This is a genomic window from Thalassotalea agariperforans, assembly GCF_053470345.1.
This window is the reverse complement of sequence record NZ_JBQMWH010000001.1, coordinates 472,073-496,616: the sequence shown is the minus strand read 5'-3', so window position 1 is coordinate 496,616 and position 24,544 is coordinate 472,073. Positions and strand designations below refer to the sequence as shown.

Annotated in this window: 20 protein-coding genes; 6 read left to right on the top strand and 14 right to left on the bottom strand. The window is 38.1% G+C overall.

Going from position 1 to position 24,544, the window contains the following annotated elements; all coding sequences use genetic code 11:
* Window positions 1-20: 20 nt before the first annotated feature.
* From cobA to ACSLUO_RS02175, 9 genes are all read right to left on the bottom strand, one after another.
* Complete coding sequence (gene cobA / locus ACSLUO_RS02215) at window positions 21-899, bottom strand: uroporphyrinogen-III C-methyltransferase (protein ID WP_448245790.1); 879 nt, start codon at window positions 897-899, stop codon at window positions 21-23.
* A gap of 105 nt (window positions 900-1,004) precedes the next feature.
* Complete coding sequence (gene nirD, locus ACSLUO_RS02210) at window positions 1,005-1,337, bottom strand: nitrite reductase small subunit NirD (protein WP_448245788.1); 333 nt, start codon at window positions 1,335-1,337, stop codon at window positions 1,005-1,007.
* Between the two features lie 10 nt (window positions 1,338-1,347).
* The gene (nirB, locus tag ACSLUO_RS02205) at window positions 1,348-3,900 is read right to left on the bottom strand and encodes a nitrite reductase large subunit NirB (RefSeq protein ID WP_448245786.1); all 2,553 of its coding nucleotides are present in this window, start codon (window positions 3,898-3,900) and stop codon (window positions 1,348-1,350) included.
* 525 nt (window positions 3,901-4,425) lie between these two features.
* Window positions 4,426-5,211, bottom strand: coding sequence for a substrate-binding periplasmic protein (locus tag ACSLUO_RS02200; RefSeq protein WP_448245784.1), 786 nt, complete (start codon window positions 5,209-5,211; stop codon window positions 4,426-4,428).
* 67 nt (window positions 5,212-5,278) lie between these two features.
* Window positions 5,279-5,671, bottom strand: a complete 393-nt coding sequence (locus ACSLUO_RS02195) for a hypothetical protein (protein ID WP_448245782.1) — start codon at window positions 5,669-5,671, stop codon at window positions 5,279-5,281.
* A gap of 206 nt (window positions 5,672-5,877) precedes the next feature.
* Window positions 5,878-7,812: a DmsC/YnfH family molybdoenzyme membrane anchor subunit gene (locus ACSLUO_RS02190; RefSeq protein ID WP_448246160.1), complete on the bottom strand. Its 1,935-nt coding sequence runs from the start codon at window positions 7,810-7,812 to the stop codon at window positions 5,878-5,880.
* A gap of 155 nt (window positions 7,813-7,967) precedes the next feature.
* On the bottom strand, window positions 7,968-10,178 hold the full coding sequence (locus tag ACSLUO_RS02185; protein WP_448245780.1) for a molybdopterin oxidoreductase family protein: 2,211 nt from the start codon (window positions 10,176-10,178) through the stop codon (window positions 7,968-7,970).
* 186 nt (window positions 10,179-10,364) lie between these two features.
* Window positions 10,365-12,176, bottom strand: a complete 1,812-nt coding sequence (locus tag ACSLUO_RS02180; protein WP_448245778.1) for a bifunctional protein-serine/threonine kinase/phosphatase — start codon at window positions 12,174-12,176, stop codon at window positions 10,365-10,367.
* A complete protein-coding gene (locus ACSLUO_RS02175) occupies window positions 12,166-13,635 on the bottom strand; it encodes a NarK family nitrate/nitrite MFS transporter (protein WP_448245777.1) in 1,470 nt (489 codons plus the stop codon). The genes ACSLUO_RS02180 and ACSLUO_RS02175 overlap by 11 nt, the downstream gene beginning before the upstream one ends.
* Window positions 13,636-14,076: 441 nt before the next feature.
* Between ACSLUO_RS02175 and ACSLUO_RS02170 the strand changes: the two genes are divergently transcribed.
* Complete coding sequence (locus ACSLUO_RS02170; RefSeq protein ID WP_448245775.1) at window positions 14,077-15,129, top strand: aldo/keto reductase; 1,053 nt, start codon at window positions 14,077-14,079, stop codon at window positions 15,127-15,129.
* A 17-nt stretch (window positions 15,130-15,146) separates the two neighbouring features.
* On the opposite strand, the gene ACSLUO_RS02165 is transcribed toward ACSLUO_RS02170, so the two are convergent.
* The 5 genes from ACSLUO_RS02165 to ACSLUO_RS02145 are packed head-to-tail and all read right to left on the bottom strand — an operon-like array spanning window position 15,147 to window position 18,577.
* Window positions 15,147-15,620, bottom strand: coding sequence for a DUF4442 domain-containing protein (locus ACSLUO_RS02165; RefSeq protein ID WP_448245773.1), 474 nt, complete (start codon window positions 15,618-15,620; stop codon window positions 15,147-15,149).
* A 26-nt stretch (window positions 15,621-15,646) separates the two neighbouring features.
* Complete coding sequence (locus tag ACSLUO_RS02160) at window positions 15,647-16,000, bottom strand: RidA family protein (RefSeq protein WP_448245771.1); 354 nt, start codon at window positions 15,998-16,000, stop codon at window positions 15,647-15,649.
* Window positions 16,001-16,011: 11 nt separating this feature from the next.
* The gene (djlA, locus tag ACSLUO_RS02155; protein ID WP_448245769.1) at window positions 16,012-16,818 is read right to left on the bottom strand and encodes a co-chaperone DjlA; all 807 of its coding nucleotides are present in this window, start codon (window positions 16,816-16,818) and stop codon (window positions 16,012-16,014) included.
* Between the two features lie 8 nt (window positions 16,819-16,826).
* Complete coding sequence (murU, locus tag ACSLUO_RS02150; protein ID WP_448245767.1) at window positions 16,827-17,549, bottom strand: N-acetylmuramate alpha-1-phosphate uridylyltransferase MurU; 723 nt, start codon at window positions 17,547-17,549, stop codon at window positions 16,827-16,829.
* Window positions 17,546-18,577, bottom strand: coding sequence for an aminoglycoside phosphotransferase family protein (locus ACSLUO_RS02145; protein ID WP_448245765.1), 1,032 nt, complete (start codon window positions 18,575-18,577; stop codon window positions 17,546-17,548). Before ACSLUO_RS02145 ends, murU begins: the two co-directional genes overlap by 4 nt.
* 171 nt (window positions 18,578-18,748) lie before the next feature.
* Between ACSLUO_RS02145 and lptD the strand changes: the two genes are divergently transcribed.
* Genes lptD through apaG form a run of 5 tightly spaced genes read left to right on the top strand, consistent with a single transcriptional unit; the run spans window position 18,749 to window position 24,543 of the window.
* Window positions 18,749-21,052: an LPS-assembly protein LptD gene (lptD, locus tag ACSLUO_RS02140; RefSeq protein WP_448245763.1), complete on the top strand. Its 2,304-nt coding sequence runs from the start codon at window positions 18,749-18,751 to the stop codon at window positions 21,050-21,052.
* 17 nt (window positions 21,053-21,069) lie between these two features.
* Window positions 21,070-22,368 carry a peptidylprolyl isomerase SurA gene (gene surA / locus ACSLUO_RS02135; protein ID WP_448245761.1) on the top strand — a complete coding sequence of 433 codons (1,299 nt, stop codon included), beginning with the start codon at window positions 21,070-21,072 and terminating at the stop codon, window positions 22,366-22,368.
* The gene (pdxA, locus tag ACSLUO_RS02130) at window positions 22,368-23,351 is read left to right on the top strand and encodes a 4-hydroxythreonine-4-phosphate dehydrogenase PdxA (RefSeq protein WP_448245759.1); all 984 of its coding nucleotides are present in this window, start codon (window positions 22,368-22,370) and stop codon (window positions 23,349-23,351) included. Before surA ends, pdxA begins: the two co-directional genes overlap by 1 nt.
* Complete coding sequence (gene rsmA, locus ACSLUO_RS02125; protein WP_448245757.1) at window positions 23,348-24,166, top strand: 16S rRNA (adenine(1518)-N(6)/adenine(1519)-N(6))-dimethyltransferase RsmA; 819 nt, start codon at window positions 23,348-23,350, stop codon at window positions 24,164-24,166. The genes pdxA and rsmA overlap by 4 nt, the downstream gene beginning before the upstream one ends.
* Window positions 24,166-24,543: a Co2+/Mg2+ efflux facilitator ApaG/CorD gene (gene apaG, locus ACSLUO_RS02120; RefSeq protein WP_448245755.1), complete on the top strand. Its 378-nt coding sequence runs from the start codon at window positions 24,166-24,168 to the stop codon at window positions 24,541-24,543. Before rsmA ends, apaG begins: the two co-directional genes overlap by 1 nt.
* The last annotated feature ends 1 nt before the right edge of the window (window position 24,544 follow it).

Here is a 24,544-nt window from a genome sequence, read left to right as displayed (position 1 = left end):
AACTTAGGATAATAAGCTTATTAATTAACCGTAACCTGGCTTCTTGCTAATAACGAAAGATCAACAGCTTGACGGCGCTCAACCACTTTGCCGACGACAATTAACGCAGGCCCTGAAAAGTGTTTCCATTGTTCGGTGGTTGCTATACTAGCTAACGTTGCACAGCACACCGCTTGCTCTGTACTAGTGCCTTTATCAATAATGGCCATTGGCATGTTTTCATCCATACCATGTTCAATCAATTGACTGGCAACTTGCTCAACACGATTTAACCCCATGTAAAAAACAAGTGTATCTTGGCTGGTTGCAATGTTTTGCCATTGTGGTTGATCATCTTCATCTTTTAAATGAGCGGTAACTAGCCTAACTGACTGTGAACATTCGCGATCAGTTAATGGAATACCACTATATGCTGCACAGCCAGAAGCAGCTGTAACACCCGGTACAATAGCAAAAGGAATTTGATGTTCAGTAAGAATTTGTGCTTCTTCACTTAAACGACCAAAAATACTCGGATCACCACCTTTTAATCGCACCACTTTTTTGCCTTGTTGTGCTTGGTTTAACATCAGCTGACAAATTTCTGCTTGGCTCATGCTATGTTCACCAGCTTTTTTGCCAACAAAGATGGCTTCGGTACGTTCAGGTAAAATGGTTAGAATTTCTTGATTCACCAACCAATCATAAAGCACAACATCGGCTTCTTGTAATAAGCGATAGGCTTTAATGGTTAATAGTTCTAAATCGCCTGCACCAGCCCCAACTAAAGTTACTGAACCTTGTTTTGCCGGTTGTTGTGCTGTTAACGTAGGAGACTTAACACCACTTTTTCGACCAAAAACGGCTTGAGAAAACACACTTAAGCGCGCTACGGTTTGGTTCATTACTAAATTAAACATGGGCCACCTCGACAACATTATTACTACAATGGTTGGCTAAAATTTGAAGAAAAAAGGTGTGTTCGGGATGTAGGAGAACCCCGAACACATAAAGTAAGCTTAGTTTTAAACTAACACTTCTACTTTATTATCCACGATACGTGCATCATACGTTTTAATTGATACGGCATCGTCATCTAAACAAGCACCAGAGGTTAAAACAAAACGCTGTTTTAACAAAGGCGAAGCAACATAAATTTCACCTTTAGTGTCGCCAATTAAGCCACGATATAGCACATTCGCTTTACCAAAAGGGTCAAAGTTACTAATCGCATAAACTTTGTCGTCACCCACTTGGAAAATAGCGATTTGTTCTTCATTTGCTAATAAAGCACATACACCTGAATTTTTAACTAGGTCTTGTTTTTGGCAAATAGTTTGCCAGTTAGTTGTTGTCATTATCTGCTCCTTAAACCGTTTCTGTTATGTCTGCTGCTTGAATTTGTACGCCGTATTTTTTCTCATCGCCGCGCGCTGGACGAATTTGATCACGCTCGGTAACAAATTCAATGTTGCTGTCAATCGCATCAGAGTTAACAAACTGACGGAAACGTTTTAACTGCTCTGGATCTTCAATGGTTGTCTTCCACTCACATTGATACGTATCAATTACCGCTTGCATTTGTTTCTCAAGCTCAGCATTAATACCTAAATGGTCGTCAATCACTACTTTTTGCGTATACTCTAAACCGCCTTCTAAGTTTTCTAACCATACTGATGTACGTGTTAAGCGATCTGCTGTGCGTACATAAAACATCAGGTAACGGTCAATATACTTAATTAGCGTTTCATCATCTAAGTCAGTTGCGAATAAGTCAGCATGACGAGGTTTCATACCACCGTTACCACTTACATATAAGTTCCAACCACTTTCAGTTGCAATAACACCAATGTCTTTACTTTGTGCTTCAGCACACTCACGGGTACAACCTGAAACCGCAAATTTAATTTTGTGCGGTGAACGTAAACCTTTGTAACGTTCTTCTAAACGAATCGCCATGCCAACACTGTCTTGTTGACCATAACGACACCAAGTACTACCAACACAAGATTTTACTGTTCGTAATGATTTACCGTAGGCATGACCAGTTTCCATACCCGCATCAATTAAACGCTTCCAAATGGCCGGTAATTGATCAACACGCGCACCAAATAAATCGATACGTTGGCCACCGGTAATTTTGGTATATAAGTTATATTCTTGAGCTACTTGTCCTAAAACAATCAGCTTATCAGGGGTAATTTCACCACCTGGCACACGCGGAACAATTGAGTAAGTGCCATCTTTTTGCATGTTACCTAAGTAAATGTCGTTGGTGTCTTGTAGCGAAACATGATCAGGTTTTAAGATGTAGTCATTCCAAACAGACGCTAAAATTGACGCTGCTGCTGGTTTACAAATTTCACAACCTAAACCTTTACCATGACGAGATAATAACTCATCAAACGTTTTAATTTGTTCAGCCTGTACAATATGGAATAACTCGGTGCGGCTATAAGCAAAATGCTCACAAATATCGGTGCTAATTTCAACACCACGTTTTTCTAATTCATGGTCAGTTACTTTTTTCAATAACGCTGCACAACCACCACAACCGGTTGCTGCTTTAGTTGATGATTTAACTTCACCAACATCAACAGCGCCACAATCAATCGCGTTGATAATGTCACCTTTAGTAACGTTTAAACATGAACAAATAGTGGCTGAATCAGGTAAAGCATCAACACCTAATGTAGGTTTTTCACCAGCACTTGGTAAAATTAACCCGTCTGGATTTTCAGGTAACTCAATGCCATTTAAAGCATACTGTAACAGTGAGTCGTACTCACTAGTGTCACCCACTAATACCGCGCCTAATAATTCTTTACCGTCAGCACTAACAACAATCTTTTTATAAATTTGATCAGGTTGGTTTGAATAAACATAACTCTTACAACCTTCAGTACGACCATGAGCATCACCAATTGAACCCACATCCATACCCATTAATTTTAACTTGGTACTCATGTCAGCACCGGTAAATTGTTGTACACCGCCAATAATGTTATCAGCAACAACTTTGGCCATGGTGTAACCTGGTGCTACTAAACCAAAAATAAAGTTATTCCAAAGGGCACATTCACCAATAGCATAAATGTTTTCGTCAGAGGTTTTACAGTTGTTATCAACCACAATACCGCCACGCTCACCAACACTTAAATCAAATTCACGCGCTAAGTTATCGTACGGACGAATACCCGCTGAAAATAAAATAAGATCGGTTTCTAAATGCGAACCATCAGCAAAATTCATACGGTGAACACAGCTTTCACCGTCAACAATTTCGCTAGTTGCTTTTTGAGTATGTACTTGTACGCCAATACCTTCGATCATTGAACGAAGTAAAGCTCCGCCATCTTGGTCTAATTGTACACCCATTAATTGTGGGGCAAACTCAACAACATGTGTTTCTAAGCCTAATTCTTTTAAAGCATTAGCCGCTTCTAAACCTAAAAGACCACCACCAACAACAACACCAACCTTACCGGCTTTAGCTGATGCTTGAATATCTTCAAGATCTTGAATAGTACGATACACTAAACAATGGTCACGTTCTTTACCTGGAATAGGCGGAACAAATGGGTAAGAACCCGTTGCCATTACTAACTTATCATAAGCGAAAGTATCACCCGCTTCTGTTGTTACTGTTTTGCCAGCTTTATCAATGTTAGTTACTTTGGCATTAGTGAAAAACTTCACTCCAATTTCATCGTAATAAGCCGGTGTTGTCATCGCTAAATCTTCCGCAGTTTTACCCGCGAAATATTCAGATAAATGAACACGATCATAAGCTAAACGATCTTCAGCTGATAAAACTGTAACTTCATAACCTTCATGTTTAGCCATCTCATCAACAAAGTGATGACCAACCATGCCGTTACCAACTACGACGATTTTTTGGGGTTGTGCACTAGTGCTCATATCTTGCATCCTACTTCTTTAAAATACCGCTTTAATAGCGGAACTAGGTAATGCCAAGAATATTGCAAGCACAGTGCCAAATGATATTACCTTTATTTTTCAATAAGATAATTATCAATACCCTTATAACAACTGAGCTTTTGCACTAGAGAGGAGAAGTTATCGCACCAGAGGTGTGCGCAGCAAATAAAATGATAACTTTACGCACCAGTAAAGGGATTGCACACCTTACACCTAAGTAAAATGGTCTCTTAGTATTAGAGGTGGTTAATCATTGCTGATTATGTTTCCAGCCGTTTATTTAACTCGAAAAAATTTAAACCTGAAAAAACTAATAACCCTGACGTAAAAATAAATTGATGTGATCTGAGCCTTTAACTGTAGGGATAAAAGCCACGGCTGACAAATTAAATTATTTCACTTTAGCAATATTAATTTACCAATACTGTCTACTCACCATATAACGAAATTAAGAAGGTAAAGCTTCAATTCTCGTGAGGTATAAATGGGAAATAATACAGCTCATTAAAAGGTCAGGAAATCGCCCTCTTGTTTACTGACAATGTTCAAGTTATTTAATAAATGCTGATGCCATTTTTGAGAAATAGCAGCAACTTCACCAGATGATAATAACTTTTGATAGGCTTGCTGCCATTTTAATAAGGTTGCTTGTGGTGTTTTTTTCGACATCACTAAATAAACATCAGATTGATGTAAGGTATAAATAGCTTTGAACTGCCCACAATCTATTAACAACTGCTCACATGAATAAGTTAGCCCTTGTTGTTCATAAACAATTGCAGGCAGCCTGCCCCAAAGTAATAGTTGCACATTTTGATCATGTTGAGTTACTGAATATAGATTAGTAAATTTTCTATTGACCAGCCATTCTTCACGAACATCACCTCTAACAACGCCGATGGCATTAATGTTAGCTAAATCTTGTAATGAGCTAGCTACCAAGCCAGAATCATTCTTGGTAAACACTTGCCAATTTTTGCTAAAAACTTTTCCTACCCAATGATATTTGTCTTCTCTAAATTGAGTGCGTGAAATACTGAAAAATAAAACATTAGCCTGGCTGTCCATAATATTTAACGCCCGAGCTTCCGGAGTAAATTCTATTGTACTTTCATTACCAACAATGTTTTGTAAAGCTTGAACAATATCTACAACAAGGCCATCAGGATAACCCGCTTTATTAATAAAGTTAGCTGGCGGTTCATTGACCGAAATAATACGAACTGGCTCTGATGCTCGCGTAGAAAAAGAGCAAGTTAACACTAAGATAAGTAATGAAATAAGTCGCATATACAACTCCATGTATAGATACGAAAGGTTAAAACAAAGTATGGCAGATAAATTGAAACTGTAAAATTTAACCTACTTGTGGCTCAACCGTTCTTGGTAGCCATTCCCACCATTGCTGCTGTCCGTCATCAACAGAATTTTTTTCTTGGGTTTGATGAATATCCCAAGTCACTAAATAATCAGGGTTAACAATTTTTACACCTTCAGTACTCGTATGGAAATCACCTTTTGGTGCTACAAACCAACAAGTTAACGTGGAAGGGATCAAAAACTCAGGCACTTTTTGTCCTTTTTTAACCGGCTCAGCTGTTGCTAATTCAATGGTAATGCCCATTTCTTTATCAACTGACTTTACCATACCACCTAACATACTTTGTTTAAGTAGTTCGCCATCTTTATCAAAATAACTCAAACCAATTAAACATGTTTTACCAATTACATTATCTAATGTTAACGACATAAAAAAACCTTCGTAATTAATTGTATACAACCATTTGCAATTACGTAGCGACGTAAAAACAAAAATGGCACTAGTAAAGTGCCATTTATTATATTCTATTTAGGCTAGTAGCTGACTATTTTCTATTTTAACAAGGCGGTGAATATGACGTATAGGTTTTCTACACGAATATTCACCAACGCTGTAAAAATTGAAAAGAGGCGCTACTAATGCGCTAAAGGTGCAACACCAGTCGCTGGATTATCAGCTAAACCGATGTCTCTAGCGTGTTGTTCAAATCCTTTGTTCTTCCAGAAAAATGCCCCTGGCATTGTTGTAGGAATGACTAAGATGTAGAACAAAGCACGACCAATTGCAGCTGTAAAAAAGTTAATTAAACCTAAGGCTAAGCCAATAAATACTAAGCTAATATCATTAAAACCAAGTAAGTGTAAGCCAACTAAACTCGCAGCAGCAACAATGTTTAAACCTAATAACCAGTTACGGAAAAGATAAGTTTTACCAAAGGTTGTACATTGTACGTAGTGAGCGGCGCCACCTTCATTTTCGTTACGGTTTAAGTCATGGTTATGTTTAATTAAACCTAACGCTTCAATCACCATACCAACCACAAAAGTTAAACCAAAAACACAAGAAGCTTGCACTATGCTTTGCTCTGCAGCACCCATAGCCCATAACGTAGACAAGACAACAACGGCACTAAATAACGCCCCTAAAGATAACGAGTTACCGGCAAACGATGTTGCTGTTTGTAAGTGATTCCAAAATGGACGCGCTTTAATTTGGTAACATTTATTCATGTAATATAAACCACCAAAACCAGCTATTATCGCAAACACACCTGCACCTGTAACAAAACTTGCTAGCGGTAAACCACTGGTTAATTCAGCTAAGTCTAAACCTAACCAAGCCACTGAAAGTTCATTAACAAAAGTGTTACTTGGAATAGCAAATAAAGCCGTTAAACCAGCACCTGCTGAAAACATTGCTAAACCAAAACCTTCACGGCTCATTGGTGAATAGCGTAAGTTATTAAAACCACGATAAAAACGTAGAGGTTTACCTAAATGGGTAACACTCATTAATAAAGCAAAGCTAGTAAATACTACAGCTAAAATCGCTAAAGGTAAGAACATGTCTGACGCGACAAAAGTTTCAAACGCTTCAATACCAAATAACGAACCTAAAAATGGAATTAAAAACATACCATAAGCCGCTTGCGCAAATAAGGTAAATAACACAAGTGGATTCTCACGTGAGTTGAGTTTACCAAAATTCCAATGTTTAGCTTTACCTGCTTTTTGATCAACAACTGGCTTATAGTTACCTTTGTCATCGCGATGATATTTCACTGGCATAGAGTCAGTTCGTGTCATCTCAATCGGCATGGTTTTCGTTTGTTGGAAACGAATATTCGGCTGGGTAATTTCTGGCGTTGGAAAACCAGGAATTTCCGTTTTACATTGTTCACGGTTTTCAGGAGTATTTTCAACAACACCAAAATCTAAGGCATTACCAACACAAGCAGAAACACACGCTGGTTTTAAACCCACTTCTAAACGGTCAACACACATATTACATTTTGAAACTTGCCCTTTGATTGGATCAAGCTGCGGTGCATTGTACGGACAAACCCAAGTACAATAACCACAACCAAAACACGTTTCAGGATCTTGTAATACCGCACCATATTCTACGTGTTTAGTGTATGCGCGCGTTGGGCAACCTTTTAAACATACAGGGTTATCACAATGGTTACAGGCCATTGAAATATTCATACGTTTATAATCTGGGTATGAACCACCCTCAACATAACCCACTGAGCGGAACGCTAAGTGAGCAGGGTTTTCATTTTTTTCAGAACATGCCGCTTCACAAGCATGACAACCAATACAGTTATCTGCGGTGAAGAAGAAACCGTGTTGTTTATTACGATTTGGATTTGAACCAACATTTGGGTTCTCGTTAATAAACATTGGCCGCTCTGCCGGTTGGCCGGTTAATTCAACTAAGTCAATCAGTTGGCCGTAGCGGTTTTTATCTTTGATTGGCTGATCAGGTAATACCGCATACGAACGTTCTTGCGTACGTACTTCCCAGTGATCTGAACGGCCTTCTTGCTCAGTACCTTCAACCATCATGCTAGGGTCAAAACTTTCAACACCATTTGTGTTTTTACTTTCTGAGCTACTATTTAATTCTTTAGTCATTACTTTACCTACTTTCTTTCCAGACAAGTTTGCTGACAAATTTCATTCGATTCATTCAACCTTTTCTAATTATTAATGCGTAATAATTAGAAAGTACGGCGTTCAACATTCAAGCGCGCAGCTTCGTCTTGATCTACTTTTTCAATACGAACTGAGCCTTGTTTAAATGCTGGCTGACGAGAGTAAGGGTCTAATAAACCAAGCGTTAATCTGTTTACACAGTCATGGAAATGGAACGGAATAAATACCATATTACGAGAAACACGTTGCGTAAGTTGTACTAATACCACAGCATCGCCACGCTTTGAGGTTAAGCGAACATAACTTTGGTGCTCAATACCTAATTCAGCTGCCGCATCTGGATTCATTTCCATATATGGCGTTGGACTAAATTTGTTACAGTTACCAATTTTTCCGGTACGGGTACGAGTGTGAAAATGCTCAACAACACGGCCACTGTTCAACCAAAATGGGTAATCTTTACAAGGCTTTTCATTGTTGTCGTAAAAATCAACACAAATTAAATTCGCTTTTTGTGATTTAGTTTGGAACTTACCATCAGTATATAAACGTGGTTCGCCTTTTAACTCACCCGTTTCACTGTCTTCACGGTAAGGCCATTGAATGCCACGTGCTTTAATGATTTTTTCGTAACTCATACCTGAAATATCAAGCGTTCTTTGATTACCGTAAGCATTTGTACCTTTTGACAAATGCTTCATTTCATTGAAAACTTCTTCAGGTTTATCTGGGAATTTAATTTTTTTACCGTTTTCAAAACGTTTCGCCATTTGATTGAAAATCCAAAAATCGGGTTTTGAATCGGCATAAGGTGGCAATACGTTATCAATTAAATTAACACGACGTTCCGTATTAGTGTGACAGCCTTGTTTTTCCGCCCAAACAGACGCCGGAAAATACATGTGTGCATATTGATTCATTTCAACATCTTCATAGACATCTTGCACAACTAAAAACTCTAATTTTTCAAGAGCTTTACGAATACGACCAGTGTTTGGCATTGAAGTCATTGGGTTTGTTGCGACAATCCACAAGGCTTTAATTTCACCGGTTTCAATGGCAGGGAAAATATCAGTTTCTGCTAGGCCACGTTTTTTCGGGAAAAATTCAGGATCAATACCCCAAAAGTCTGCAATTTCTTGACGATCTTCAGGGTTTTCTAAATAGCGATAGCCTGGTAAACCTGAACATGAAGACCATTCACGTGTCCCCATTGCATTACATTGACCAGTAATTGAAAGCGAGGTACCGCCTGGCTTACCAATATTACCGGTAATTAAGTTCAAGTTATTGATGTTAGCAACACCATCTGAGCCATGGGTAGATTGGTTAATACCCATAGTCCAAATACTCATTGCCGCTGGTGCTTTGGCATAAATGCGAGCAACCGTACGAATAGTATCTTCATCAATACCACATTGATGTTGTGCTACTTCTGGTGCGTAATCTTGTACCAATTTGGCAAGTTCATCATAACCTTGGGTGTGTGCATCAATATAAGCTTTATCTTGTAAGCCTTCGTTAATGATGACGTACATCATAGAGTTAATTAAAACACAGTCAGTACCTGGGGTGATCGGTAAATGAATATCAGCAAACTGGGCTAACATAGTAACGCGCGGATCAACCACAATTAACGGGAATTTACGCTTTTCTAACGCTTCTTTTAAGCGCCAGTAAATAATAGGATGTTGCTCTGGTAAATTAGAACCAAACGCCATTAAACAATGGGTATGTTCAAAATCATCATAACAACCTGGAGGGCCATCACTACCAAAGCTACGCTTATAACCACTTACCGCAGAAGCCATACAAAGTGTGGTGTTACCGTCATAGTTATTGGTACCAATACAACCACGCGCAAGTTTACCTAAAGTATAAAACTCTTCAGTTAACAATTGGCCGGTAGAAATAATAGCAACAGCGTCGCGACCATACTTCTCTTGCACTTCTTTAAATTTGGCGGCAGAGGTATCTAAAGCATTGTCCCAAGTAGTTGGCTGGAACTCTTCATAATGCTTATCACGCATTAATGGTTGCGTACCACGACCTGGGCTTTCAAATAACTCATGTTCTAATAAGCCTTTGATACAAAGCTTACCACGGTTAACATCGGCACCTGCATGTCCGCGGCTAGTTACTATTTTTTGTTGGTCATCAATACCAATTTCAATTGAACAGCCTGTTGAACAATAGTTACAAGTGGTGTATTTCCATTCTTTTACTTTTTTGCTTGGAATGGTGATCGGTTTTCTGTGCTTGCGGCCAAACAGCATAAACTGGTCCTAAAAATTCGTTAATAATCGCTAGATAGTTAAATGCAATAATCAAACCAAAATTTAAAATCTAAAAAAACAATAACTTATAAATATAGAGATTCTACAAATTGTACCAACAAAGTGCTTATTGTTAATGATTGGTGCAACCATAAAAGCAGCACCAATAAACGCACTAAAACGGTGCTAAATAGCTAATGATATGATTAAGGAAATGAATAAAATTAAAGAAATTGATTGCCAAAATTGCACCGGATTACGTTGCATGATCGGCTGACTTTTATATTCTTCCACCGCACTAACGCTTGGTTTACTAAGGTCGGTAAAAAACTCAGAAAAAGCCTGATAACGACTGTTTGGATTAGCGGCTGTCGCTTTTTGTAAACTGACATCAACCCAGTGAGGTAAGTCAGGGCGACATTGCTTTAAACTACGGTAGTTAAACTCATTATAATCTTTGAATGTTACTTCAGCGCGCTGCATCGGCTTATATGGTAATTCACCAGTCAACATTTCATAACAGATCACCCCTAACGAAAATAAATCACTAAGATTATCAGAACGCATATGTAATAAGGTTTCAGGGGCAATATAATTTAATGAACCGTGGGGGACATCTTCTTTGATGGTTTCTTGGTTTTCATCCAACGACGCCACAAAAACAGTGCCATAATCAATTAATTTTATATGACCATAGTGATCGATCATAATATTGTCTGGCTTTAAATCTCTATGCACTAAATCTAAACGTTGAAATGCACGTAACGCACTAATGATTTGTTCGATAATAGTCCTAACCTGAGCCAAAGTTGGTTTTGGATTATCATGGATCCACTCACTTAACGTTTGCCCTTCAATGTATTCACAAACATGATAAAGAAATTTACTTTCTTTTTTCTCTGTTTCTACGCGCATAACATTGCCATGTTTAATACGTTCACCTACCCAAGCTTCACGCATAAAACCTTGTAAATAGATAGGATCATCAGCAAAGTTAGCCGAAGGCGCTTTTAAAACAAAAGGAGCCTGCGTTGCTTCATCCACCACTAAATACAAATGAGAGCGAATACTGGCATGGATCACTTTTTTAACCAAATAGCCATCGAGCTTATTGCCTACTTTTAACGCTGGTGGAATTGCTTTTGCTAATAAATCGCGTTGAATTTCATCAAGTTTTCGATTGGGCGTAGCTTCAATAAAAGTTAATAAACAACTAACATTATCATCACTGCCTTTTAGTAAAGCATGATCAACAATCGCTTTTGAGGTTGCTTCTAACTCTTGACTATCAGGGCAGGCTGACAAACCAGCAAGATGCTTTTTAAGCTCTTTAGGCGAGAGAAAGTCGTGCACGCCATCACAAGTTAAAATATAAATATCATTAGGCTGTAAATCAATTTCATGGACATCGACTTTTAAGCGCGGATCGGCCCCTAAAGCACGGGTCAATAAAACTTGTTTACCACCAGATTTTCTGTTGTGATCACGAGTAACAACTTCTAATTCTTGGCCGCGATATTTACTTAAGCGGGTATCACCAACATGAAAAACATAACCAGTGGTTGATTTAGCAATTAATGCTGTAAAGGTAGTTAGCCATTGCGGTGAATTATCATATTGTAAATCATCAACTAAGCCACCTTGAGAAAATAACCATTGGTTTAAACTGGTTAAGACCTTAGCTGCTGATTTTTGAGTTGACCAAGTTTCAGGGGTCGCAAAATATTCCTGAATAAATTGCGTTACCGAAAGTTGTGATGCCTCAGCTGCTTTACTGGCACTAGAAACACCATCAGCAATAGCAACAACAGCACCTTTAGCACGTAAATCAAGTTTTTCGGGAACAATTGCGGCAAAAGCATCTTGGTTTTCGGCTTTTAAACCTTTAGTTGAAAAACCACCAAAAGCCAATTGTAAATCAACAACTGGCTTATGGTTGGTTTGAGAAGCCTGTGTAAACAGGCTTTTATTCGGGGTATTTTCTGAATTAGCTAACATTAATTAATTCAACGGTACCATCTTCACGAACTTCGGTAATGGCACCTTTTGGCTCTTCCATAAATAATAAGGTAATAAAGCCTACCACAGCTGTTGCTGCAATCACTAAAAAGAATGTTGAATAATCAACCATAGTTAATACCGTTAAGTATACTACCGCACCAACATTACCATAAGCACCTGTCATACCCGCAATTTGCCCCGTTAAACGACGCTTAATTAATGGTACTGCCGCAAATACTGCACCTTCACCAGCCTGTACAAAGAATGAACATGCCATAACCGCTAATACGGCTAATACGATTGGCCAATCACCCGTAATTTGAGCAACAACAAAATAACCAACGGCTAAACCAGCTGTTAAAATAAGTAATGTTTTCTTACGACCAAACTTATCCGATAAATAACCGCCACCAGGACGAGACATTAAATTCATAAAGGCATAAGTAGAAGCTAACATCGCTGCATAAACCATAGATAATTCAAATGTTTCCGCAAAAAATAACGGTAACATTGAAACCACAGCTAATTCTGAACCAAAAGTAGCAAAATAAAGAATATTTAATACTGCAACTTGTCTAAATTTATAACGGTGAATTTCTGGCACTTCTTCTTTAAACACATGACCATTCACTTTAATGGTTTGTTTTACTTCAACCGCAAATAACAGAGCTAAAGAAATATAAGCAATTAAAGCATTAGTGTCTGTTAATAAGCTAACGCCAGCTGGTGATAACTTCCATGTTAACAACGCTAAAGCACCATACATAGGAAGTTTCATGATCAATAATAAGAAGAAATCACCTTTACTAGTAACTTCCATTGCGCCAGTTTGTTTTGGTTTAAAATAAGTTGAACCTTTAGGGGTATCAGTAACGTTTTTATACCAAATAACACTGAACAACAAACTTAATGCACCCGTTGTAGCAATTGCATATCTCCAGCCATCATCGCCGCCATATAATAAGGCTAACGTAGGTAATGACATAGCAGCAGCAGCTGAACCAAAGTTACCCCAACCACCATAAATACCTTCTGCAGTACCTAATTCATTAGCTGGGAACCACTCTGATACCATACGAATACCAATAACAAAACCCGCACCAATAAAACCTAATAAGAAACGTGATAACGCGGCTTGCTCAAAGCTGTTGGCAAAAGCGAACATAAAACAAGGAATACTACATACCGCTAATAACACGGCGTAGGTTAAACGAGGCCCATATTTATCGGTTAACATACCAATAATGATCCGAGCAGGAATAGTTAAAGCAACGTTTAACAACATTAAGGTTTTTATTTCATCTTTAGATAACCCTAATGAATCCGCAACAACTGAAACTAATGGCGCAAAGTTATACCAAACAGCAAAAGTAATAAAAAATGCTATCCAGCTCATGTGTAAAATTTTCATTTTCCCCGTAAAAGAGAAAATGTTAATTCCGCCTTGTCCACTCATAATACAACTCCTAAGTTCATAATTTTTCGCTTTTTAGATAAACATCGTTGTTATCTAATCGACATATTTTTCAAGTTACACCTAAATAGCAAAGGCAATGCCACACTATGAAACTTTTTTAATTGCATGATAATTATAACTTTTATTTAAAACCGAAAATTATAAATAGATAAATATGCACTTAAATATCGCTTTTCCGCACATTACGAGTGCATCAAATAATTATCTTGAAAAACTGCACCAGCTAAAAGCAGATACAACATTTGCATTAACCATTAAGGACTTTTACTCGTTCGAGGCTATATTTTTGCAGTCGTTAGTTGGGGATTTAGACAAGGCAAGCGGGCTGCAGCTTTTAGATTAAATTACATTTATTCCTTTAAAAAACACAATCTATACCCATGTTAGAAATATTAAAGCGATATACAAATAAGGCATAAAATGAAGTATTCACGATTAGGCGCAAGTGGTTTGTCAGTATCACGAGTTTGTTTAGGCAGCATGACTTGGGGGTTACAAAACAATCAAGCAGAAGCAGAGCAACAAATTGAATATGCTCTTGAGCAAGGTATTAACTTTATTGATACCGCTGAAATGTATGCTGTGCCTCCTTCAGCGGATACTTATGGCAAAACCGAAACCATTATCGGTAATTGGTTAGGTAAAAACCAACATCGTCGTAAAGACATTATTTTAGCGTCAAAAATTGCAGGTAGTGGTGTGCCTTGGATCAGAAATGGCGCAGATATAACTGGCAAAGCCATCATTGCAGCAGTAGATGCTTCATTACAACGTTTACAAACCGACTATATCGATTTATTTCAATTACATTGGCCAAATAGAACCTCACCACATTTTGGCAAACATGCCCCTGGCAAAATAGCCTTTACCGATGTTGATAAAAGCCAAGAAGTCGCTGGCATGTTAGATATTTTACAGGGTTTACAACATTGTATTGATGCCGGAAAAATTCGTTTTTGTGGTTTATCCGATGATTCTACTTGGGGGATTAATACTTATTTAAAATTAAGTGAACAACACAATCTTCCAAAAATGGTATCCATTCAAAATGAGTTTAATTTATTACACACCAAAGATTGGCCATACTTAATTGAAAACTGTGTTCATGAAGATGTTGCCTATTTACCTTGGTCACCGTTAGCAACAGGGTTGCTTTCTGGTAAATATTTAAATGGTGCACGACCGGCAGGCAGTCGCTGGAGCTTTGAACAACGTAATGGTTTATTTAGAGATACTACAAACGCTCATAAAGCAGTTGCGGAATATGCTGATATCGCCAAACAATATGGCTATACCCCTGCACAATTAGCGTTAGCTTGGTGTGATCAGGTTGATGGCATAACGTCTTCTATTATTGGTGCTACTTCGATGGAGCAACTAAAAGAAGATATCGCGGCCTTTGCAATGCCACTTAGCAAAGAAGCGTTAGCGGATATTAATAGCGTATTAGCACGCTACCCTGCACCTTTTTAAAAAGCTTAACGTTATTTTTAGGCGAGTACTTTAATCGATAGCGTAAGAGTAAACGTTGCCACTGGCTCAGCACCAAAAGTGTCTGGGCAGGTGGCAATAATATTAACGTCTTTATTAACTCGCCTTTGTTCTTGTTCGCTAGTAAGTAGCATCTGCTCAATTAACTTGCCATCAAGACAGGTAAAAACCACATCTTTTTCTGGTCGTTTAAGAAAGTCCGCCTGCATGGCCTTAAACGCTAACGATATTTTTAGCTTTTTTTCATTGGCAATTTGCATTGCAAGAAAACCACCTGAAATGTCAGCACCAATCGCTAAAGCACCAAAATACATGCTATTTAAGTGATTTTTTGTACGACGATTAAGTTTGATTTTCACCACCACTTGTTCGTCATCACAGGCAATAATCTTAGGATTAACATAGGCAATTAACGGGACTTTACTTAAACCAAAAAGCTTCAAAAACAGGTTCATTTTGGTTAATGCTTTCATGTTAATTACCTCTTAATTATGAATGATTATTGTATTTCAGCAGCTACCACAGAAATTTCAACTAATAATGCTTCTCTTGCCATGTCGGCAGTAACACAAGCACGTGCTGGTGCGTAGCCTTCTGGCACCCAAGCATCCCAAACGGCATTCATTTGCGCGAAGTCTTTCATGTCTTTAAGATAGATAGTCGCTGATAGTAAGTGTTTTCTGTCACTGCCAGCTTGCTCTAACAAGGTATCAACTTTGTCTAACATGGTTTGAGTTTGCTCAGTAATATCTTTCGTGGCATCTGCACACACCTGGCCACATAAATAAATAGTGCCGTTGTGTTTAACAATGCGGCTCATGCGCTGCTTGGTTTCTAATCGTTCTATGGTCATCTTTATCTCTACTACTTGGTTTGTTTACAGATCATTTCGTATGCTGATTGGATGTCTTGCGTTTTTTGTTTCGCCACTTCCATCATTTCTTTGGGTAAGCCTTTAGCCACCAATTTATCAGGGTGATGTTGCGACATTAGTTTTCGATAGGCTTTTTTCACCGTTTTTTCGTCACTGTTTTTATCAATACCTAATACTTTATAGGCATTTTCTAACTGACTGGCGCTGGTTGGTCTATTTTGCTGACTACCATTTGCATTACCACCATGAAACTGTGCACCCGCAATAATCATTTCTAATAAACGGTCAAGCTCTACAGTCGAAAAACCAAGATGCTGAGCAATAGTATGTAAAACAGCTCGTTCTTCTTGATCTAATTGACCATCAGCAAAAGCCAATTGTATTTGTATTTCAAGAAACATCATGATCAAATCTTCACGACCACGACATAAGGCTTTAAATTTTTGTAAACGCTCTTTTAACGGAAAGCCCGCCATTTTACCTTCACGAAAAGCATCTTGTGCTTGTTGTCTTAAATCGCCAGTTAAGCCCAACTTTGTCATATATTGGCTGGCAAATTGAATTTCGTGTTCAGTTACTCGCCCTTTAGCTTTTGCAATATGCCCCATCACCGAAAAACTGGTATATAAAAAGGCACCTTGGCGATCTTGCTCTGTTTTTTGATGCAAACCGTCAAAGTTAAAGCCAAGACTTTTATCAAAACGGTGGCCGATAATGGCACCAATAATGGCACCGATAGGACTCTTGGTTAACATAAAACCAAATAAGGCTCCTAAGACTTTACCCCAAATTTGCATAACACCCTCTATTTGTTTAAATCTGTCAGCTGTTTATTTAAGCTTGCTAATCGCGCTGGCGTGCCAACATCTGTCCATGGCACAGTTAATTTAAGCCCCTTTAACTGCCCCTGCTCAGCCGCTTGTTTTAATAACGGCCCTAACGCTAATTTTTCTGTGCTGATGTTGTTAAAAAAACGCTTTTTATATAAAGCGATACCACTAAAGGTATAAGTGATTTCATTATTCGGTAAGTTAACATCAGCTAATAACGTTTTATTGTTAACCTGCTCATTGATTAACACAAAATCACCGGCTAAATTATGTGCAGGGTTATCAGTTAACCACAAGCAAGCTGTTTGTTGTTCAGACAAGTTAGGCAGCTGATTAAAATCAACATCACAAAAAACATCACCATTTACCACTAAAAAACAGTCGTCATCACTTGAATTAGGCTCCGTTAATAACGGCAATGCCTTAACAATACCGCCTGCGGTTTCTAAAGCACCACTTCTTTCATCACTGTAACAAATATTGACGCCAAACTTTTTACCATCAGCAAAATAATCAATAATCGCTTGTCCACACCAAGCAATGTTAATAACAATATCTTTCAACCCAGCTTTGGCTAGGTTTTCAATATGGTGTTGTAACAAAGGCTTACCGGCAACCCGCAGCATAGGTTTTGGTAAGTTTGCCGTTAATGGCATCATACGTTCACCACGTCCTGCTGCTAAAATCATCACTTTCATGATGACTTCTCTACGTTGTTATTTACTTGCTTAGCTTTTGCTAAAAAAGCCGGTAAAACTTTCTGCTCAGTGAATTGCTGTAAAAACGCTAAATCAGGATACTTTTTACTAATATCAATAATGTAAGACAGTGTTAATGGAATATCGCCTAAATAGCCATCTTTGTGATCACGATGATATAAGCGCGCAAAAATACCGCTAGCTTTTATATGGCGCTGCAAGCCCATTAAATCGAACCAAGTTTGCCAAGTGCTGTCATCAATAGCTAAGTGAAGCTGTTGACTAACCTTTGTTTTGAAATAACTAAAGAGCTGATTAACTAAATCATCAGGCCAGCGAAGGTAACAATCTCGTAACAAGGAAACAATATCGTAAGTAACAGGGCCATGAACCGCGTCTTGAAAATCAATCACGGCAATTTCATCTTGCGGTGTTAACATGATATTACGGCTATGATAATCACGATGCATAAAAACACTTGGCTGCTTTATCGCATTATCAATCAGGATGTTAAAGCATTCAGTTAACTGTTGTTGTTCTGTGTTGGTTAAGGTCAATGATAAATGCTGGTTCAATAACCAGTCAGAAAAAATAGCAAGTTCCAACGCAACAAAATCGGCGTCGTAATCAGGTAATTTATAATCTGCAACCTGCTTAATACTGATAAAGGTTAATAAGTTATCAATTGCCTTTTGATAATACGGCAACATATTATCGCGAGTAACAACATCACTTAATAATGTATTGCCAAGGTCGGTTAAACAAAAAAATCCTTGTTCAATATCTTGCACAATAACTTTTGGTGCGATCACGCCATGCAATGCCAGCTGCTTAGCAATACAAATAAAAGCGGTATTATTGGATTTATCCGGGGGCGCATCAACCGCGATCAAGGTGTGATTAGTAAACTGTAGCCGATAATAACGACGAAAACCGGCATCCCCAGTTAATGATTCAATGGTAAAAACTTGCCCTGAAAATTGTGATTTTAGCCAAGATTGAAAGCTATCACCTCGCTGATGAGTCAAAAAACATCCTTAACCATTCAATTATTAGAAAGCGTGATAAAATTGCTATATTATATGAGGGTTTAAGTATTAAACTAGTGGTATAATACTTTTTATTACAATTTGTGGTTATTTTTCGCAAAATAACACAAAAAACTTTTATCGACTCTTTTCGGACTTTTCGGACGTTTAATGCCCTTTTCCGCTTTTACACAACGTATTATTAGTGCCTTAACGCTAAGTATTACTGGCTTAACTCAAGCAACTGCTGAAGAAGTTAACGCCAGCGCAGACATTGCTACCTGCCCTATTCCTAGTTATGAAAAAATAGCATCACCTTTAACAAACAATCCGCTGCTAGCTTCGTCATCAAAAACTAACAAAAAAAGCTTAGCCATTGCTTCACAACAAAGCAGTATCGTTAAGAATGAAATTGCGATTTTTTCCGGTGATGTGGTTTTAGCTTCAGAGCAACAAAAAATTTTAGCGCAGTCGTTAGAGTTTAATCGCAAAACAGGCGCTTTTAAGGCCTCTGGCGATATTCAATTTCAAGGAAATGGCATTAATGTTTTTGCGCAAGATTTATCATCAAGCCAAAATGAAAAAGCCACCAGCTTACATAATACCTCTTATCAACTAGCTGATAACCCAGGGCATGGCGCAGCCGGTGAAATAAAAATCAACGCCAATGGCGAACTCAGCTTACGTGATTCAAACTTTACCACCTGTTATGGTGAAACGCCTGATTGGCAATTACTAGCGAGTGAAATTAACATTTCCGCGGCGGATAATTTTGGTGAAGCCTTTAATGCCCGTTTGCATATTCTCGATGTACCGGTTTTGTATATTCCTTACTTTACCTTTCCGGTCAGTAATAAACGTAAATCAGGCTTTTTATATCCAAGCATCAGCTCATCAGGCAAGCTTGGCGCTACCCTAGAAACACCATTTTATTGGAATATTGCTGAAAATTATGACGCCACCATTACCCCAAAGTTTATGTCTAAACGTGGTACCCAGTTACTTACTGAATTTAGATATTTATCTGGTGAGCAAACGGGTGAACTGCATGTTGAATATTTAAATAAAGATAACGACTATATCAATGAAGATGCTAGATACCTTGCTCGTATCCAACATTCAGGTACGTTTTCAGATAACTTCCGTGCTTATGTTGATGCCACCACGTTAAGTGATGATAGTTATTTAGTAGATATTGGCAGCGATCACTACAATTCAAACGATGCCTATTTATACCAAATATCCGAATTATCTTATTTTGGCGACACTTGGGATATTACCGCAAAACTACAAGATTTTGAGATATTAGGTAACCATGAGACAAGTTATCGCACACTACCTCAAATAGAATTAAATCAATCATCGGCACTTGGTTTTTTCAATGGCCGCTTTGATATCAATGGTGAATTCTCACGTTTTACCAATGCTGACAAAACAAAGCCGTTAGCGGATCGCTATCATGTTGAAGCCGGGTTTATTTTTCCGGTGTCAACACCAGCATGGTTTTTAAACTCTGAAGTTAAAGTACTGCACACAACCTATCAACAAAAAAACCTTGAAATAAACAGTCCTTTAGAACGTAATGTTGATAGAACCTTACCCAAAGTAAGAATACATGGTGGTATTAACTTTGACCGTGATATGAATTTAAACGGTTACACCCAAACCTTAGAGCCACAATTACAATATTTATACATTCCAGATAAAGATCAATCTATTATCGGATTATATGACTCTGCCCCCTTACAAGACGATTACGCTGGTTTGTTTCGAGATCAACGTTATAGTGGTTTAGATAGAATTGCCGAAGCCAATCAATATTCTTGGGGGGTAACTAGCCGTGTTTTAAACCCATCAAATGATGAAGTATTTCGTTTTAGTTTAGGCCGTATTGTTTATTTAAATGACAACAGTAACTTCAATGATAATATGCTAATAAATGAAGGCGAATCGGCTTTAGCTGCTGAAACTTTTTTCAAAATTGACCAACAATGGCAAGTCAGTGGTAATATTCAATACAATACTAAAGCTCACTTAACCAACAAGAGCCAAATTAACTTGGATTATCATTATAACGATTTTATCAATTCACAATTGAACCATCGCTACATTCGTAATGTCTCAGGAGTAAGCTTGGAACAATTATCATTGCTTTCAAGTGTAAAATTGAATAAAGACTGGAAGTTTGTTGGCCGTGTATCACAAGATTTACAGCAAAATAGAAGTATTGAAAGCTATGCCGGTTTACAATACGAAAGCTGTTGTTGGGCGGTTCGACTGGCTTATCATCGACATATTGATTCCTATATCGATGATAATAATTTAAATAATAATAACCGCGGTGAATTTGACAGCGGTTTCATGATACAGTTCGTTATCAAAGGCTTGAATGGTCGTAACTCTTCGTTAAATAGTGAAGATATGTTAAACGCCAGTATTTTTGGCTACAAACGCCCGTATTTCCTAAACAATTAATAAGAATTATTTGCTAAATGAAAAATATATTAAAACTAACTATTGTAAGCAGCGTACTGTTTTTTAGTACTCAATCAGTTATTGCGAAACAGGTCGAGTTAGATCGTGTTGCCGCAATCGTTAATAAAAGTGTGGTCTTAGAGTCAGAAGTGCAAGAATTAATGACCACTGTAAAAAATGGTGCTAAAAAGAATAACCAAGCACTGCCGTCTGATCGTGCTATTCGTGCACAAGTGATGGATAAACTGATCAACGACACCCTGATTATCGACTTAGGTGAGCGCATGGGTGTACAGATCAGTGACGCGCAACTTGATGAAACCTTAAATAATATGGCGTCTCAAAACCAAATGACGATAGAACAATTACGTGCCAGCATTATTGCAGAAGGCATGTCATTTGAAAGCTACCGTGAAACTGTGCGCAAAGAATTAATTACCGGTGAAGTGCGACGTTCAGCCGTTCGCCGCCGTATTTATATTTCACCACAAGACATTGAAAATTTACTTGGTAGCATGAAAGAGCAAACCAATGACAGTGTCGAATATCATTTAGGACATATCTTAATTGAGTTCCCAACCGATGCTAACCAAGAAGAAATGAACAGTGCCAAAGTGCGCGCTGAAAAAGTAATTGAGTTATTAAATAACGGCTCTGACTTTGCAAAAATAGCAATTGCCTCATCAGGTGATGATAACGCTTTAAAAGGTGGTGATTTTGGTTGGAAAACCATTAACGAAATGCCAACCTTGTTCTCTGAAATTATCGACGGTAAAGAAAAAGGCGCTATTTTAGGACCGATCAGAACCGGCCTAGGTTTTAGTATTGTTAAAATATTAGATGTTCGTGGTAAAGAAGTGGTTGAAATCGAAGAAGTTAATTCTCGCCACATTCTTATTGAGCCATCAATAATTTTAAGTGAAGCCAAGGCAGAAGCCACGCTACAAGGTTTTCTTGACCAAATTAAAGCCGGTGAAGCCGATTTTGCTGAGTTAGCAAAAGAGCATTCAGACGGCCCTTCTGGTGTTAAAGGCGGTGAGTTAGGTTGGACAGATCCAAATAACTTCGACCCAGCATTTAAAGATATGTTAGCCAGTTTAAAAGTTGACGAATATAGTAAACCATTCCGTTCTTCATTTGGTTGGCACATTGTGCAACTAACGGGGCGAAGAACCTTAGATGCCACCAAACAAATGAATGAAAACAAAGCCTATCAAATTCTTTACCAACGTAAATTTGGTGTTGAAGCCGCACGTTGGATTAAAGAAACTAGAGATCAAGCCTACATAGAAGTGTTTGATCAGGACGAAAGTTAATGATTAAACGTATTGCAATTACACCGGGTGAACCTTCCGGTATTGGCCCCGATTTAGTTGTTCAAATAGCACAACAAGATTGGCCGGCTCAATTAGTTATTTTAGCATCAAAAAAGTTACTCGCTGAACGCGCAGAGTTATTAGGATTACCTTTAACTATTGTTGATTACCAAGCGAATACAGAAGCAAGTGCCCATAAAGCGGGCACATTAACCGTACTCAATATTGAATTAGGCGGCGAATGTATTCCTGGCCAATTAAATACTGAAAACGGTGCCTATGTCGTTGATACCTTACGTATTGCTAGTGAAATGAATATGTCAGGTAAATTTGACGCTATTGTTACTGGCCCGGTACATAAAGGTTTGATCAACAAATCAGGTATTGCCTTTAGTGGCCATACTGAATACTTTGCCCATCAAGCCAATTGTTCAGATGTGGTTATGTTATTAGCAACTAAAGGTTTACGTGTTGCATTAGTAACCACTCACATACCTTTAGCTTATGTATCTAAAGCCATTACAACTGAACGTTTACATAAAATCACGCGAATTTTACATGACGATTTAGTGTCTAAATTTGGCATTAAACATCCTAAAATTTATGCCTGTGGCTTAAACCCTCATGCCGGTGAAGATGGCCATTTAGGCCGAGAAGAAATTGATACCATCATTCCTGCTTTTGATGAATTACGCAGCGAAGGAATTAATATTATTGGCCCTTTACCTGGCGATACTATTTTTCAGGAAAAATACTTAAATGACGCAGACGTGATCTTAGCTATGTATCACGATCAAGGATTACCAGTACTAAAATATAAAGGTTTTGGCTCATCGGTAAATATTACCCTTGGTTTACCTTTTATCAGAACTTCTGTTGATCATGGTACCGCGTTAGAATTAGCCGGCACTGGTAAAGCCGATGTGGGTAGTTTTATTGAAGCTATTTCTTCTGCCATTGAATTAAGTAACAACCAATCATGAATAAAAATAGCCACTTAGGGCATCAAGCTAAAAAACGTTTTGGCCAAAACTTCTTACATAACGATGCAGTGATCAGCCGTATTGTTGATGCTATTAACCCAGAACCTGGTGAAAACTTAATTGAGATCGGGCCAGGTTTAGGCGCTTTAACGGAGCCGGTTGTCGAACGTGCGGGTAAATTATCAGTTGTTGAGTTAGATAGAGACTTAGCCAAACGATTACGCCACCACCCTTTTTTAGCGCCACATTTAACTATTCATGAAATTGATGCCCTTAAATTTGACTTTGGTCAGTTATCTTCAGCTGAGCAGCCATTAAGAATATTCGGTAATTTACCCTATAACATTTCAACGCCATTAATATTTCATTTATTAACTTTTAAAGATAAAGTGCAAGACATGCATTTTATGCTACAAAAAGAAGTGGTTGACCGAATGGCAGCAGGCCCTAACTCAAAAACTTATGGCCGTTTGTCAATCATGACACAATATCAATGTCAGGTGATTCCAGTAATGGAAATTGGTCCTGAAGCATTTAAACCGGCACCAAAAGTTGACTCGGCTATTGTCCGCCTTATTCCACATGCGCATATTAAAAACCCTGTCAGTAGTATTGATGTATTAAATACAGTTTGTACAACGGCTTTTAATCAACGCAGAAAAACAATCCGTAATAGTTTTAAAAAATTAGTTGATGCCGAAAAATTGGCAAGTTTAGGTATTGATATCAATCTTAGACCTGAAAATCTCAGCATTGATGACTACATCACCATTGCTAATTTTGTCGCTGAAAACCCTATGGAAAAAACAACTTAATGTCTGATTATACCGACTCTATTAATGTTTTAGTGAAAACCTCATATTTAGCTGAACAATCAATTGAACACCAGCAATATGTTTTTGCTTATACGATTACCATTGAAAATAACGGTGATGAAAGTGTGCAACTGTTATCTCGCTCTTGGTTAATTACCGATGCTGATGGCGGCACAACCAATGTTGAAGGTGAAGGTGTAGTTGGTCAAAAACCTCATATTGCACCAACAAAAAGCTACACATATACCAGTGGCAGCGCGTTCAAAACTCCCGTTGGTACTATGCAAGGTTATTATGTTTTTGCCACCGCCTCTGGAAAAGAAGTTAAAGCAAACATTCCTGTATTCACCCTCGCTAAGCCAAATATCTTAAATTAAG